The 14019-nt window shown below is 64.3% G+C and carries 11 protein-coding genes; 2 read left to right on the forward strand and 9 right to left on the reverse strand.

Features of this window, described 5'->3' with window-relative positions; translation table 11 throughout:
• Positions 1–187: 187 nt before the first annotated feature.
• Positions 188–616 (reverse strand): class I SAM-dependent methyltransferase, encoded by a 429-nt coding sequence (locus H0P51_RS15955; RefSeq protein WP_180913779.1) that lies wholly within the window; start codon positions 614–616, stop codon positions 188–190.
• Between the two features lie 545 nt (positions 617–1161).
• Here H0P51_RS15955 and H0P51_RS15960 point away from each other — a divergent pair.
• Positions 1162–2373 (forward strand): APC family permease, encoded by a 1212-nt coding sequence (locus tag H0P51_RS15960; RefSeq protein WP_180919004.1) that lies wholly within the window; start codon positions 1162–1164, stop codon positions 2371–2373.
• A 487-nt stretch (positions 2374–2860) separates the two neighbouring features.
• On the opposite strand, the gene H0P51_RS15965 is transcribed toward H0P51_RS15960, so the two are convergent.
• The 3 genes from H0P51_RS15965 to H0P51_RS15975 form a co-directional block, all read right to left on the reverse strand.
• Positions 2861–3325 carry a MarR family winged helix-turn-helix transcriptional regulator gene (locus H0P51_RS15965; RefSeq protein ID WP_180913780.1) on the reverse strand — a complete coding sequence of 155 codons (465 nt, stop codon included), beginning with the start codon at positions 3323–3325 and terminating at the stop codon, positions 2861–2863.
• Between the two features lie 411 nt (positions 3326–3736).
• Complete coding sequence (locus tag H0P51_RS15970) at positions 3737–5011, reverse strand: amidohydrolase family protein (protein ID WP_180913781.1); 1275 nt, start codon at positions 5009–5011, stop codon at positions 3737–3739.
• Positions 5012–5094: 83 nt separating this feature from the next.
• The gene (locus tag H0P51_RS15975) at positions 5095–5844 is read right to left on the reverse strand and encodes a class I SAM-dependent methyltransferase (protein ID WP_180913782.1); all 750 of its coding nucleotides are present in this window, start codon (positions 5842–5844) and stop codon (positions 5095–5097) included.
• 177 nt (positions 5845–6021) lie between these two features.
• On the opposite strand from H0P51_RS15975, the gene H0P51_RS15980 reads away from it, so the two are divergent.
• Positions 6022–7113, forward strand: coding sequence for a Zn-dependent alcohol dehydrogenase (locus tag H0P51_RS15980; protein WP_180913783.1), 1092 nt, complete (start codon positions 6022–6024; stop codon positions 7111–7113).
• A gap of 85 nt (positions 7114–7198) precedes the next feature.
• Here the strand turns inward: H0P51_RS15980 and H0P51_RS15985 are convergent, their stop codons facing one another.
• The 5 genes from H0P51_RS15985 to H0P51_RS16005 all read right to left on the reverse strand — a co-directional run bounded on the left by H0P51_RS15985 (position 7199) and on the right by H0P51_RS16005 (position 14017).
• On the reverse strand, positions 7199–8035 hold the full coding sequence (locus H0P51_RS15985; protein WP_180913784.1) for an acyl-CoA thioesterase: 837 nt from the start codon (positions 8033–8035) through the stop codon (positions 7199–7201).
• A 12-nt stretch (positions 8036–8047) separates the two neighbouring features.
• Complete coding sequence (locus tag H0P51_RS15990) at positions 8048–9088, reverse strand: CobW family GTP-binding protein (RefSeq protein ID WP_180919005.1); 1041 nt, start codon at positions 9086–9088, stop codon at positions 8048–8050.
• Positions 9089–9451 carry a hypothetical protein gene (locus H0P51_RS15995; RefSeq protein ID WP_180913785.1) on the reverse strand — a complete coding sequence of 121 codons (363 nt, stop codon included), beginning with the start codon at positions 9449–9451 and terminating at the stop codon, positions 9089–9091.
• Positions 9452–9592: 141 nt separating this feature from the next.
• Positions 9593–12874, reverse strand: coding sequence for an MMPL family transporter (locus tag H0P51_RS16000; RefSeq protein WP_180913786.1), 3282 nt, complete (start codon positions 12872–12874; stop codon positions 9593–9595).
• A 117-nt stretch (positions 12875–12991) separates the two neighbouring features.
• Complete coding sequence (locus tag H0P51_RS16005) at positions 12992–14017, reverse strand: TauD/TfdA family dioxygenase (protein ID WP_180913787.1); 1026 nt, start codon at positions 14015–14017, stop codon at positions 12992–12994.
• Positions 14018–14019: the final 2 nt, after the last annotated feature.

The following is a 14019-nucleotide window of genomic DNA, read 5'->3' on the forward strand; positions in this document are numbered from 1 at the left end:
GTCGCTTATCGGCAATCTTTTCGTCCTGCGAGGGCCGGGGATGTCCGCGTGAAGTTCGCTTCCTAATAGATTGCGACGGCGAGGCCGCCTAATGCGACCCGACCTGCCTTCGTTCGTGCTCGCGGACTTTGTCGCCCGGGACTGCACGGGATCGGCCATAGCGACGCGGTCTGACGCCAGGCGTCGATCACATGGTTGACCAATGCGCGTGTTGCCGCCTTCGTTGGTCGACGGCAGTCAACCCGATCCTCGGCAGCTTGGCGATCTTCTTCCCCCGGGCCACCAGGATTTCGTCACTGTGACGTTTCATCTCGATCACCGATTGTCGAACTGCGCGCGCAGCCGATGATGCCGAGAGATCCGCCGTTGCGGTGAGGTCTGCCAATCGCGCCAGCGCAGCGTGGAGGTCGGGCAGGTGGTGAACCATAGCGACGGCGGCCACAACTTCATAGTGATCGACAGGCAATGGGGTGGTCATGACGTCACCCTCAATCCACGCGATTCCCGGCCAATCGGATCTTGCGCGTTCGATAACCGAAGGGTCGGAATCGACGCCCGTGACCTCGGCGATCTGCGCGCTCAGACGATATGCCAGCAAACCGTCACCGGCGCCCACGTCAAGGGCGATGCGCGCGCCGCGTGGCACCGCCGACAATATGACGTCGAGTAGTGGGTATTGTGGTTCCACCTGTTATGGCTTTGTTCGAACCCCACGCAGTTCATTGTCGTACATGCCATTCCGAGCCCGACATGTACTTGCCCCAGATTCGATGACAAACACCCGATCGAAAATTCTGACGTACTCAGGGCCCTGCAGGTCAACGGCCACACCGTGCCCCAGATTGACTGAGAACGGACACCAGCGAACTCAGACGCCAGGGCTGCTGGATTTTCCAGGACGTTCCGCTTCGGGTGTTCTACCGCAGGCGGGGGCCCGCACCGAGACATCGGCCTCGACCTCACCCCGGCACGGCTTTCGGGCGCTGGATCGTGCTGAGTTCGTCCTCGAGCATGGGGAGATGAAGATAGATCCATGAGTCAGTTTCAGCGCGGTGCGGTGCGGCTGCAGACCTTGCATCGGGAGCACCAATAACTACCGGGCACCCGGCGCTGGAACGGCGGCTGGGTATCACCGACGCGGTCGTGATCGGGTTGGGCTCGATGATCGGGGCCGGGATCTTCGCCGCACTCGGTCCGGCCGCTCGCGCCGCGGGCCCCGGATTGCTGATCGGGCTGACGATCGCGGCGGTGGTGGCTTACTGCAACGCGACGTCGTCGGCGCGGCTGGCCGCGCGCTATCCGGCATCTGGCGGTACCTACCTATACGGGCGGAAACGACTGGGAGACTTCTGGGGTTATCTGGCCGGGTGGGGATTCGTCGTGGGCAAGACCGCCTCATGTGCGGCCATGGCGCTCACCGTCGGAGCGTACGCGTGGCCCTCGCAAGCCCATCCGATTGCCGCCGCGTCCGTCGTCGCATTGACCGCGCTCAACTACACCGGGGTGCAGAAGTCGGCCCGGCTAACCCGGCTCATCGTCGCGATGGTGCTGGCCGTGCTGACAGCCATAGTAATTGCGGCGTTACGGTCCCCTACCACCAGCCTTGCCCACCTCCACGTCGCCGGCGCCACTGCAAGCGGAGTCCTACAGGCCGCAGGCCTACTGTTTTTCGCATTCGCCGGCTATGCGCGCATCGCCACCCTCGGTGAGGAAGTCCTCGACCCGGCGCGAACCATTCCCCGCGCGATCCCACTCGCCCTGGGGATCGCCCTGGCCGTCTACGCCGCCGTCGCAGTGACAGCGCTAGGCGTGCTGGGACCAGATCGGCTCGCCGCCGCAGAGGCCCCCCTATCGGAGGTCGCACGTACCGCAGGGCCGAAATGGCTGGTGGCCACCGTGCAAGTCGGCGCGGTGGTCGCCGCGCTCGGTTCCCTCCTGGCGCTTTTGCTCGGGGTCTCCCGCACCACCCTCGCGATGGCGCGAGACCGTCACCTCCCACATGGGTTATCGGCCGTGCATCCCAAGTTCCATGTGCCGCACCGCGCCGAACTTCTAATCGGAGCGGTCGTTACCGTCGTCGCGGCCTGCGCAGATGTCCGCAGCGCGATCGGGTTCTCCTCCTTCGCGGTGTTGCTCTACTACGCGATCGCCAACGCCTCGGCGTTGACACTGCGTCCCGCGGAGAACCGCCCGCCGCGTGCCATCCCGGTAATCGGTCTTGTGGGATGCCTGGCCTTGGCGTTCACGCTCCCGGTGTCCTCAGTGGTCTCCGGGACTGGGGTGCTCAGCGTTGGCGCTGCGGCTTATGGACTCCGCCGCGCCCACGGCGCCACCCGACGCGCCCGCTCCAAGCGCGGGGGGTCAGACGACTAATTTGTCACAGTGACGTAATGTCCGTCTTTAGGGCTGCGCTGTAGACGGCGGTGTCGGCTCAGCTGCTACGACGAAGCGCTAAGCCAATACTCACCGATCAAATAGCATTCCCAAGAACTCCTTGACAGAGGGCCACCGATCCGTACGTGGTCCTCGGACCTCGACCGAACACCACGTGGCTCGGCCACGCAAAGTCAGGTGCGGTCCATCAGAGGCCAGCGGATGACGATGATCTTGGTAGGAGGCAGCGCGCGTTGCCAAGGATTCATCGACGCGCGCGTTGGTCGGTACGCGAATCTCCAGAGATCCGCCGAACAGATCTACCTCGATGTCGACTCCGTCGGCAGGCAGATTCGCCTGAGTGAAGTCCAATTTGACCGATCCCATGCGCCGTCGCATCGTGATGCGCCGCGGTGCATCCCACACACCTTTGCGCTCCGTCGAAGACAAAACTCCGTCAAGCACAAGTGTTGCATCCCTTGACATTTCAGCTCTCCAATTCCGTAGCGACCATGTGAATGTGTTGGGTGAGCAGATCTGTGGTGCGGCGTTGGAAGTCCCCGATCGCCGCTAGCTGGGCGGGACTGTAGGTGGACATCAGGCGGCTCATATCGTCACGCAACGCGCCAAACACACGTGCGGTAACTTCGCGCCGACGTGGATGGTCGGTCAAGGTGACCACCGTCTTGCGACGGTCCTGCCTGTGCGGCACCCGACGAACCAGCCCGCGATCCTCGAGTCGATCGATTAGTCCGGTCACCGCGCCAGTCGTCAATCCCGTGTGTCGTGCGATCTCACCGTTAGTACTCGGACCGAGCCGATCAAGCACGTCCAGAGTCTTACGCTCCACCGCGCTGACGCCCAGCAGCTTGCCGACCGTCTCGTGAAACACCACGACGGCGGTCACGAACTCACGTCCCAGCAACTCGTCTTCGTCCGCCAGCTCAGCCACGGCTAAAGTTTAGTATCTAAGCATCTTAGATACTAAATGGACCGTCATAAGTACGAGCCGCATGCCGAGCTCGCGGTTGTCGATGAAGAGTGTCGCTCGCGGTGTCGGTTGCACACTCGTTGCAGTAATCAGAACCACGATCTGACCGTCCCGGCGCGGATAGGCGTCGAAGGGATAGCGCAGTTCGGCGGCAAGCGTCCGCTGCCACTGTTGTTGGCGGGCCCGCGGGTCGGCGGTTACTTCGGTGCGGCCGAAGCTGGAACAGAACTCCCTGAGCCGACCAGAACGGCAGGTCCAGATGCCAAGCCAGTTCGCTGGCCGCGACCGTGCACGCGGGCAGGTCCAGTGCGCGCAACCGCTCGATATCCCAAATGGAAGTCCAGATGGATTGGCAATGGACAGCCGATCAGGTCAGCGCCGCTGTGGAGCCAGCCGCTTGAGGGCCAGGCCTCCCTCGAATGGCCGGTAGCCGAAAGCGGCTGGGGCACGATAACCCGTGTCCTTCAACGGAGTACGCACCTCGTCGACAGTGGGCCCGATCTTCGCGGCGAGCGGCACCAACGCATCGAGGTCGAAACGGTACAGGCGACCGGCATTGCCGCCCAAAATCTTTCGGCAGTCGTCCTCTGGTCGGTTGTGCAGCGCCCATCGGATGGCCAGTTTGGAATGGGGCGCAAAGCCTTCCTCGTGGGGATAGTCGCTCCCCCACATCATGTGGTCGGCTCCCATGAAGTCGATGATCGCGCCGTCTAACGGCATTAGCTCGGTGGCGAAATAGCAATTCCGCTGGACGTATTCGCTGGGCGTCAGGTTCAGCTCATCCACCGATGACCCACCAAACATCCCGTAGGTCCGGTTACCGGCGTCGGACTTCATGGTGGGCACCATGGCGTCGAGGACGCCCAGTTGCCCGGGCAACCACAGCGTGCCCTGCTCGGTCGGCACGAATCTCAGCGTCGGATGCCTTTCGAACACGCCGGCCAGGATGAGGTGTCCGACGGTCCGCTGTGCCCACAGTGCCATCTCGGTGATCAGTACCGCGTTGGAGGCCGGCTGATCCATTGGCATCTCTGGGCTTCCGGCACCCGCGTGCTGCACCACCGTGAGATCCAGGTCCTCGCACAGCGCCCACAGTGGCTCGTAGCGGGTGTGGAAAAGCGGGGCTACCTGCGAATCCCCGGGCGAGACGGGCGGAACGAGCACGCCGCCGAAGCAATCTTGTTCGGCGCCCCAGCGAATTTCCTGCAGCGCCAACTCGACGTCGTTGGGGAAGATCTGGATCAGTCCACGACGTCGGTCGGGCGCCAGCGAACAGAAGTCGATCTGCCACCGGTTGTGGGCCTGCACGCCGGCCCAGCGCTGTTCGAATTCCTCGCGGGTGCGGGGCAGGCTGATGGTGATGTTCGGGGTGGTCGGGAAGAACGGCGGAACGGTATTCGGCAGCAGCACCTCGGCGGCCACGCCGTCGGCGTCCATCTCGGCGAGCCGAAGCTCATGGTCCCAGTTTCGGTTCGCGGTGGCGACGATCAGGTCGTCGAACGGGCTGGAGTACGCCTTGGCCCACGCATCGAACTCCTCGTGCAGATGCGCCGGAAGATACGGTCTGTAGCCGTAAAGATCGGCCCCAGCGTGAGTGTCCGTCGAAATGACGATGTAGCGATCCAATGTGTCCCAGGTTGTAGCCATCCCACCTCCTGCAGGTACATCGAGCATAGGAACCGGCGACTTCGCTCACCAGCGTGGACTCCCGCGCCCGCTTTCACCACTGTTCAGCTTAGGTCCGCAATCAAGAGCCGATACCCTAAATCGAGTTCGGGCATGGACAAGAGCTCGGAGTGTCGGCGCCTCCACTCACCGCTGCGCAAATCCGTCCGTAGCCTCGATACCCCCTCGCGCACATCACGACTGGATGTCATCGAAAACAACGACATCCCTTGTCGTACAGTCTCATCGAGGTAAGCACGCGGACGGCGCCAGTAAGCTCCCCCGAAGCCGTCCATGCAGTCGTGTGGCACCGGGACCGTCACCACCGACGTGCGTTGGGCACCCAGCAGTTCGACGAGCGTGTCGATGGGAACCGCAAGCCGCGCGTCGGTTTCGGCCGCAGCGGGAAAGTATTCGCGCAGCAGCCAAAATTCTCGGATGATGTCGTGGTCCCAGGTCAGAATCAACAGGCGTCGGCGGGCGACGCGCAGCATCTCAGCAACGCCGGCGGCGAGGTCGGTCCAGTGGTGGACGGTGAGTATCGCCAAAGCAACATCGACCGCGTCGGTACGAAGTGGGAGGGCTTCGGCTACGGCTTGAACGACTGGCGCAGATCCGGCACGGCGCTGACCGATCATGACTCGACTAGGTTCGACCGCTGCGACGGTTCGCGCTGATTCGTAGGAGCCCGTACCGGCGCCGATATTGGCGACCGATTTCATCGCGCCGAGGGCACGATTGATCGCCGCGGCAATGCGTGGGTCGGGCCGGCGGGTCTGCGAGTAGGTGACCCCGGTGTCGTCGTAACTCGTCATCTACGGCCGCGCCGCCGAGTTTCGTTAGAACGCATTTCGCTCGCCTCCACCGATTTAATTCGAGCGACGTTAGAAACAATTCTAACCTTGTTAGAATTGAGCGTCTACGTGGCCAGAACGGCTGAGCAACACTCTTTCGCGGAGCAGCCGAAGAGTAGCGAGTGAGGATACCTGCTAATGAGCGAACGCGCCGCAGTGTTGCGGGCCATCGGAAAGCCCCTTGACCTCGAGAACATCGAGCTCGAGCCGATCGCAGCGGATCAGGTTCGGGTCCGAATTGCCGCTAGCGGTGTGTGCCACTCCGACCTCTCTCAAGCAACCGGCGCCTTGCCGGCAGGCACTCCTTGCGTTCTCGGACACGAGGGCGCGGGAGTGGTCGAGGATGTCGGCTCCGAAGTGCACCATGTTCAACGCGGCGACCATGTGGTAATCGCTTGGACGGCGGCCTGCGGGCGTTGTTGGTTCTGTCAGCGAGGCGAAGTGCATCTATGCCAAAATTCCGTTGCAGATAGCTATTCGATGCCCTACGCAAAGGATCGAGACGGCACCGCGCTATACACCTCCGTTGGGGTGTCGAGCTTCGCGACGGCCACCAATTGCCTTGGCCGGGCAGTGGTTCCGATCCCATCCGACGTCCCGCTGGAGATCGCTGCATTGATCGGTTGCGGGGTAGCAACTGGGGCTGGCGCCGCGTTCAACACTGCGCCCGTCGAGCACGGCGCTTCGGTGGCTGTGATGGGGCTTGGCGGCGTCGGCTTAGCATCGCTTATGGCTGCGGGCGTTCGGGGCGCGGCCCAGATCATCGCCGTAGATCCTGCCGCCGCACGTCGTGAATTGGCCGCATCACTGGGTGCCACCGACCTTATTGATCCCGCAGACGGTGACGTCGCGAAACAGGTTCGGGCGGTCACCGGCCGTCGCGGTGCTGACATCGTGTTCGAAGCCGTGGGTCGCAGTGCGACCATCGATGCGGCGGTTCGGGCAACTCGGCGCGGGGGCACAACCTGCGTGGTTGGTGCCGCGATGCCCGGAGACGACGTGTCGTTGTCGGCCTTTCACCTATTCATGGACGCCAAGACTCTGGTGGGCTGCCAGTACGGCTCTGTGGTGCCCACACGCGACTTTCCGTTGTTGCTCGACCTATGGAGGGCCGGGCGCTTGCCGCTCGAGCGGCTTATCTCGCGCCGCGTTCCACTCGACAACGTCAATGAAGCCTTTGACGACCTTGCGGCGGGCCGGGGCATCAGAACCGTGATCGTCAACAACTGACCGCGGCGAGGAACCGGGATACATTAGCGCGCTTGCTATCTCGTGAGTATTTCTCATCGCAAGAGAACGATGTCGACCCGGAAGGTCAGTTCGAGTGCCGAGGCGCCGGAAAGTACATCTCCTGCCGCACCGTGCACACGAGTCTGCCATCTCGACTGAACATCGTCCCGTTCGCCAGCGTCAGTGAGTCGGCGCTGCTCGGCGAAGAGCGTTCGTACAGAAGCCAATCCGATAGCACGGCGGGACCGTGGAACCAGACCGAATGGTCGCGCTGAGACGACCCCCCGACTCCACCGCGGGCCACGAACGCCGGTTCGGTCAACGTCACCGCCGACAAGTAAGCGACCAGGCTCGCGGTCAGCACCGGATCGTCAGGAGGAACCTCACCGTCGGGCCGCCACCACATCGGTGATCGAGCCGGCGGTGCGGTCTCGGTGTCGATGACACGCCGCTCGAACCAGCGCAGGCTGGTCCACCGCCCAGCGGTGCTCTCGTCGGACTCGGCCAGGTGGGGCGGCACCCACGGCAAGTCCTCCGGGGCGGGCACCCGCGGCATCGTCGGCTGATAGACAACCTCGGCCGATCGCGGGTCGACCACCTTGAACGACGACATCGCCTCCATCAGGATCTTGCCGTCCTGGCACGCCGTGACCCGGCGCGCTGAAAACGTCCTTCCCTCTTGAAGATCGACCACCTCGAAGTCCACCGGCCGGCGCGAATCCCCTGGGCGCAGGAAATAGGTATGCACGCTGTGCGGAGCACGCCCGGGCGCGGTGTGGCTCGCTGCCAACAACGCCTGGGCTGAGATGTGGCCACCCAGAATGTGGTTCGCAGGAGCGGGCAACTGCTCTCCGGCGAAGTGCCATTGGTCCACCCGGGCGAGATCCAGGGTGGCCAGCACGTCAGTCAGTGAGGAAGACATCGAGACGTATCGTCACACACTGAGCCGTCGGTATCGTTGCAGCCGCCGCAGCCCCATGGCCGAGGCCGGTCCAGTGCGAGGCTGCACCGCCAGCTCCAACCGAGCGCGAACGGCAGCAACGGCGACGTCCATCCCAATCGCCACCAAACAATTCGCACTGGCCCGCGGCGGCGCCTTTCCGATGTGGATCGCACTGCCCACCAGGTTGACAACGTAGGTCCGAACCGACGAACCGTATTGAGCCGCAACCACCCCTTTCATTCGAAACACCCCGGGCGGTGGGTCTTCGAGAAGATCGAAAAGCGCATCGAGGTCGACGCAACCAGCGCTGCGCACGGTGACGGCGTCGGCATGAACGTGGTCGTGGACGTGATCGGAGTCGACCAACAGCTCTCGAAATGACAGTTGCCCGGCCTCCTCCTCCGTGGTTTCCAGCGAGTCGAACAACAACGAGGGGTCGATCCGGCCCCCACTTGTGCCCACCACATGAACCCGTGGGTTACGTTGCGCTACACGCTGCTCGACGCGCTTGACCACCTGTGAGCGCTCGTCTTCGGGCACCTGGTCGAGCTTGTTCACGACGATCAGCGATGCCGCGCCGTACCGCGCGGGCGGTAGCTGGGTGCGGTCGACGGTGTCGAAATGATGGACCGCGTCGACGACGTCGACCAGGCCACCGGGCCGCGCACCGGACAACTTGCTGAAGCCGATGATGCGCGCGATTGCCACCGGGTCGGCCAATCCGCTGGCCTCGACAACGATGGCATCGAGACGGCGGGCCGGGTCGGCGAGCTTCGCGAGAGCCTCGTCGAGGCCGCCGTCGTCGGGCAGGCAGCAAATGCAGCCGCCTGAGATGGAGGCCGGTTCGTCGATTTGGCCCGCGACCAACGCCGCATCAACGTTGAGTTCGCCGAAATCGTTGACCACCACACCGATTCGCGCGCCGGGACTGCGCAGGAGATGGTTGAGCAACGTCGTCTTGCCGGCGCCGAGATGACCGGTGAGCGCGATGACGGGTATCGCCGACGCTACCGGACGCGATTGACCTGCCAGTTAGCAGTCACCTACCTGGTCGATGATCTTCTTCAACGGAGGGGCGGGAATGAAATTAGGTGTGTAGCTGGGATTGTCGGTCGACCATGCGATCTTGGAGCAGTTACCGGGTCCGGTAGGCAGGCCGGCGCTCCACGTCTCCAGCGTGGGCCGGCAGTTGTACATGTCAGACTCGCTGATGAACCTGGCGTGATCCGGCACACCGGGAGCCCGCTGCCAGAAAATCAAGCTCCGGTCGGTCGGCAGATTGCACGGCGACGCGGGTGCCGGGGACCTACCGATGGAGCCGTGGGCGGTCGGTGCGACCGGCAGCGCACAGGCTGCCGTCACTACCGTCAACGCGGTGATCCAGCGAATCGCCAACGCGGACTCTCTTTCTTGCTCGACGACGGTGAGCTGCCTGCAAGACTAATCCCCCACGCAAGGGCCGCACAGAGCGCTGCGAAGGTAGGGCGGGTGCGGTGTTCGTAGACGCCTTGGCCGCGTCGACGGCACGCGGATCCGCTAATTCGCGATGATCAGCCCGTAGCCTTGGCCAACCTGCGGCCGCCGCATCACCCCGTGATGTACCTGTACGCGGGGCCCGTGTGGGGCAGCATGGTCAGCGCTGACGTGCAATCGCAGTATCCGACCGCCGATCTGCACGTACGCGCCGGGCTGCCACGGGTTGGGCGCCCACGGCGTGAGTCGGGTCCAGCGCATCTGCGCCGACTCGCGCACAAAGACCCCATTGGTGGAGTTGCGGTCGATGATCACCACTTCCCCACCGACGATGCGCACTTCTGCGTGCGCCCGCGACATTTCACCGGAGTGGTCGTCGATGCGGACTGGGCGAAGTCCACTTTGCGCCGCGTCCGACCCGTTTGGGTCGCGGCCGATGACGCAGTCCCGGTCAATGTCGATGCGCGACCCGTCGTCGAGGGAGAGCCACCGCTGCTGCTGCGCGACCCCAGGCACCGCTGCGGCCGGAATTCTGTTGCTGCCGTCCGCTTTTGGTTCGTTCGAAGGAATGTTCGGCGCCACCACCGCCGGACGCGGCGCCGACGCAACTTGGGTGGACCACACCACGGCACCTTGGCCTGGCACGGTTCCTCCCGTGAGCTTGTAGACACCGCCTGTCTCCGGTGCGTGATGGGGTCGCACACCGAATTCGTCGACGGTGATGACGGTCGCGACGGCGGGTACCGGGACCGACCGGTGCACCAGCCGGCCACGGCCACGCAGCACCGTCTGCTCGTAGCCGCTGTCGAGCGCAACCGTGACACTGCCGCAAAGCAGGATTTCCAGGCCCGCCACCGTCGGCATGATGATGCCGATATCGACCATGGTGTGATCCCAGGGTTCTCGCGCAAGCTTTGCGAACGCGGCAACCAACTTTTGCGGGTCGGTGCGCGCCACCATGTCGACCAGCGCCGCCATCTGCTGCGAACCGATCGAGTGCTGCGACAGCGGAGCCCGTTCGCGGTGGGCCACGACGATTACGGTGCCGTTGACGTTGGAGACGAGGTGCTGACCGGGGATGACCTCGACTTCAGCCAGTAGCGGGACGGGCATCCCTGGCTCGGAGAGGGCCTCCTCGACCACCGGGACCGCGGGCTGCACCGGCATCTCCTGCGGCGCAGCCGCTTCGGCGGGCAGGACGGTTTCGACGTCGGATGGGCCCTCGCTGATGCCGATGCGGTCGTGCAGCCACCGCAGCGGTCGTGGCGCCCACCAGTTGAGGTCACCGGCGAGCTGCAGGAAGGCAGGCACGACGACACCGCGGATGATTGACGCGTCGATCACGACGGCCAGCGCCGTGCCGATGCCAAACATCTTCATGAACGACAGTCCGTTGGCGAACGAGATCAACGTGATCGTCAACAACAGCGCCGCACTGGTGACGATCCGGCCCACCCGGCCGAGTCCAATGACGGTGGATGCGGTGTTCGACAGCCCGGAGTCGCGGGCCTCTTTTATTCGGCTAAGTAGGAATATCTCGTAGTCGACGGACAAGCTGAACGCGATCGCGCACAGCAGCACGACCATGGACAGGTTCAGTGGCGCCGGGGTGATTCCCAGCAACCCGGCCAGATGACCTTCCTGAAAGACCCAGACCATGATGCCCAGGACTCCGCTCAGGACAAGCAGATTCAGCAGCAGCGCCTTGACGGGGACCACAACGCTGCCCGTGAACAGGAACAGCAGGACGAACGTGGCGCCCGCGATCAGGCCGATCGCCAACGGAAGCTTGTCGCCGATCGCGGACTGACTGTCGATGAGCGTGGCCGTCGGACCGCCCACCTCGACCTGGTGGTTGGTGATCCTGGCCCGGATGTCACGGACCAGGTGTTGGGCAGTGTCCGAATCCGCCTGTACCGACAGGTAGACGATGGCGTAGCTGGATCCCGATACCGCCGGAGTCTGTCCCGCTGCCTGGCCATGCTCGAATCGGCCGATTGGGCCGGTGACCATGACGACGCCGTCCATACGGGATATGTCGGGGGCGAGGCTTTGCAGCACGCCTGCGTCGTTGCGTGTTACCAAGGTGACCGCTTGCGAAGGGTCCAGCGGAAAGTCACCCTGCAGCGACTCGGCGACCAGGCGCGCGCTGGAGTTGTCCGGCAGTGCGCGTTCGTCGGGAGTGGCGAATTGGACGTTGAGAAACGGGACGCCAAGGCCCAATAGCAACGCTACGACGGGCAGCGCATAGAGCAGTGGACGGTGCGTCACCAGTTCGGCGAAACGCCGCCAGAACATCGAATCCGCGGAGGGCGCTACCTTGCGGCGGATGACCGAAAAGGAATCGACCCGCTTTCCGAGCAGCGCCAGCAGCGCCGGTAGCACCACAATTGCGCTGAACGCCGACAGCAGCACCGTGGCGGTGGCCGCGAGGCCGACGGACCGCAGGAAGTAGGTGGGGAACACCAGCAGGCTGGTCATGGCCAAAGTCACCGTTGCCGCGCTGAACAGAATGGTCCGGCCCGCGGTGTTAACAGTGGCGATGACGGCTGGATGGTGGTCCTTCCCGTTGGCTAGTTCCTCGCGGAACCGCGACACCATCAGCAGGCCGAAGTCGATGGACAACCCCAGCCCGAACGCGGTGGTGACGGTCAGGGCGTGCACAGACACATCGGTGATCGACGTCATCAGCAGCAGCACCGACAGTGTGGAGACGATCGAGACCACGCCAACCACCACCGGCAGCACCGCGGCGATTAGACCGCCGAAGACGATCACCAGAACGGCCAGCGAGATCGGCACGGCGATGCTCTCGCTCGTCTTGAGATCGTGTTTGACCTTGTCGCGGATCTCCTGCTGCACGCCGAGTGCTCCGCCCGCGCGCACCGTGACGTTTGCGTCCTGTGGCAGATTTCCGATGATCCTCTTTGCCGTCTCGGCAGACTCGTCGGAGGTTCCGCCGACGTGCACCAGGATGAGGCCGGATCGGCCGTCCTTACTGCGCAGGTCCGACGTTCCTTCCTCGCCGAACGCTCTGGTGACCTTTGCCTTCGGCTCGGCGGCGATGACACGCAGTACGCGATCTTTGACCGTCGCGACCTCCGGAGCCTCGACCGTTCCCTCCCTCGGAAGCAGTTGAATGACCAGATTCGCGGTGGTGCCGAAATGCTGATCCAGGTATTCGTCGGCTTTCGACGACTCGGATGACGGGTCGGTGTTTCCGCCGGTGCCCAGCTTGTCCGACACCGAGCCGCCCAGCGCGACACTGACACCGAGCATGACCATGACGGCCAGCAACACTGTCTTGGGGCGCCGCACGGTTAATGCCGCCAATCGCCTCAACATGTCCTGCCTCTCCCCGTGATCGTCGTGCTGTTTGCAGCAGTGTGCCGGGCGGGCCTTGGTGCTTTCTCAATGCGATACAGCGTGAATCTAGGCCCGCTCAGGCCGATATGTCGACGGTCAGTTGCGCGGTTCGCCGGCCAGCCAGAGGCGGACCAGGCAGCGTCGGGCCTCCACCTCGGGGGCGTCGACGAAGGCGCGCCTGTTGTGCAGCGTGACGTGGTTGTCGGCAAACAGGACGTCACCCGGCGTCAGCGTGAACTCGACGGCGTTGGCCGGGTCGGTCAGGGCACGGTCGAAGGCGTCGAGCGCCTGGCGCTGCCGGTCGGTCAGCGGCCGGCCGCCCCGGTAGTGGCCGAGTTCGATGTGCAGGCGGTTGTAGCGGATCCGGACGCCGTCGGTGGTGTCGGTGAGGATCGCACCCTCGGTGATCGGGTCCTCACCCGGCTCGGTCTCGTGCGAGCGGTCAAAGCAGAACTGCCCGTAGAGTTCCTCCACCAGATCGGGGTTGCTCGCCAGCACCGCGTTGTAAGCGGTGTGACCGCTGACCATCAGCGACTCCCCGCCCGACACGGCCTTGCGTAGGCATAGCAGCCCCAGCACGTCGGGCCGGCTGCCGGCGTAGGCGCAGGCGGAGTCGGTGTGGTAAATCAGCTCCGAGTTGGTCTTGGAGCCGCGGGCTTCGGCCACCGATTGGCCAGTGTCCTGAACTAAGTAGACGCGGTCGCCCTGCTTGTTCTGCGGCTGCGGCCCACCCAGGTAGGTGCCCAGACCCCAGTACAGCATCGAGGCTTCCTCGTCCGTCCAGCCCTCCAAGGGCAGGCCACGCAGCACGCAGAAGCCGGGGCCCAGGCGCAGGCAGTGGCGCATGGCACGGGCGATTTCGACGAGCTCGGGCTCTTGGAAGTCCGCCGGTGTGATGGTGTCGAGCCGGCGGCCGCGGCAACGCAGCCCGTCGCGGATGCGCAGGCAGGCTTCGACCTGGCGGGGTCCGACACCGATCAGGTAGTCCCAGGCGTGGATGCTGTCGCGATTCCAGGCTGACGGTCCGGCGATCGGCTCACGCTGGGTGCCCGACTGCGCTTTGGCTGAGTCGTTGCCCATCAGCAGCTCGATCCTCTTGCGGGTCTCGGTGGCTGTACCCATGA

Source organism: Mycobacterium vicinigordonae (assembly GCF_013466425.1).
Lineage (GTDB): Bacteria > Actinomycetota > Actinomycetes > Mycobacteriales > Mycobacteriaceae > Mycobacterium > Mycobacterium vicinigordonae.